Here is a 1320-nt window from a genome sequence, read left to right as displayed (position 1 = left end):
ATCACGCTCATGCCATCCAGTCTATGGGACGAGGTGTCCCAAGACCGGAACACCTCGTTCTCCCGTCTTCCGGGGAGACACAGATGTTCCAGGAGATGCCGATGCCCCGGTTGAGAGCAGGCCGTAACGGAAGTCAGCCTGGCCGGGCAGGGCTTGTCAGAGCCGGACGTTACGCTGCTCCGCATGAATCAGACGTCCACCGTAGAGATCTGGCGTCGACTCCTGGATCCCGCCAAGTCGTGGGTCCTGTTCGCCCACGGAACCTGCGTGATCCTGATGGAGCCTGCCAACGATCTCACCCAGCAGGCGATCACCCTTCTGCGGGAGTACGGCCCCGTTCACCCAGGCACCCCGGCCGGCGACTTCAACGTCATAGACCTGGACGACGCATCCGGCTGGGCCGTAACAGGCCATCACCCCGACATTCTCACCTACGTCGATCCCAGCGAGTTGGAGAACCACGACGATCTCGCAGTCGGCATCCTCGGCCGTGCCAAGCGTGATCGCGACGGACATGAACTGACCGTCCTTCACCTCGAAGACAAGCGCAGCATCTGAGGCAGAGGCTGCTTCACCTGCCGATTGCGCGCCTTGATTTGCCCGACAAGCGACGGCAGCGAACTCGCGACGTCCCCGGGAGATAGATCTAGGCGTCTCTGATGGGGCGCCCCATCTCCCGCGTACCGACCACCACCGCCACGACGCCGAGTAGAAGGTCGAACGTCAGGATGGCCGGCCTGGCGAAGCAGACAAGGTCTCCGCCAGCATCGTCCACAAGGGTACGGTTCAGGCCTCGCCCGACGTCAAGCCGACCGGGCAGGAGACGCCCGTGCCGCCGATCCCGCAGTACCCATTGGGCACTTTGTACAGGTATTGCTGGTCTAGAGGCTCCTAATCTCGTCGGGCTCCATCGGGCCAGAACACCCGTACGGGCACCTCCCGCCGCCGCGCCTCGACCGCGACGTCAGCAGTGCCGCCATAGCCTCGGGCCGGCTGCCCGTCCCAGACGACGAACAACACATCGGCGTCGTCCAGCATCCGCGCACTGGCCGTCATGTGCGACTCCGCGGTGGACTCCACAAAGTCCAGCCGGTGGGTTCGGATCGTCGTACGCAGCATGGCACTCGCCCGGCAGCCCGTCCCGATACTCCTTGGCCGGGATCACGGCCTCCAGCACATCACCGAGATCGAGTACCGCACGAGCGAAGATCTGATCAGCCCCGTCCGCCAGACAGGAAAACCCGGCGACACCCGACCGGTACTCCGCAAGGGCCACACGTACCGCCCCGTCGATCAGTACGGCGGTATCCTCCGGTGACC

2 protein-coding genes and 1 pseudogene are annotated in these 1320 nt (G+C 64.5%); 1 reads left to right on the top strand and 2 read right to left on the bottom strand.

Going from position 1 to position 1320, the window contains the following annotated elements:
- Positions 1-183: 183 nt before the first annotated feature.
- Positions 184-558, top strand: coding sequence for a hypothetical protein (locus ACBR40_RS47060; RefSeq protein ID WP_371252952.1), 375 nt, complete (start codon positions 184-186; stop codon positions 556-558).
- 228 nt (positions 559-786) lie between these two features.
- Here the strand turns inward: ACBR40_RS47060 and ACBR40_RS47055 are convergent.
- Both ACBR40_RS47055 and ACBR40_RS47050 read right to left on the bottom strand, forming a co-directional pair.
- Positions 787-891, bottom strand: a pseudogene (locus ACBR40_RS47055) (peptide-methionine (S)-S-oxide reductase); the annotation flags it as partial.
- Positions 892-1056 (bottom strand): hypothetical protein, encoded by a 165-nt coding sequence (locus tag ACBR40_RS47050; RefSeq protein ID WP_371252951.1) that lies wholly within the window; start codon positions 1054-1056, stop codon positions 892-894.
- Between the last annotated feature and the right edge of the window lie 264 nt (positions 1057-1320).

Source organism: Nonomuraea sp. AD125B (genome assembly GCF_041402765.1).
Taxonomy (GTDB): Bacteria; Actinomycetota; Actinomycetes; order Streptosporangiales; family Streptosporangiaceae; genus Nonomuraea; species Nonomuraea bangladeshensis.
This window is presented reverse-complemented; position numbering and strand designations above follow the sequence as displayed.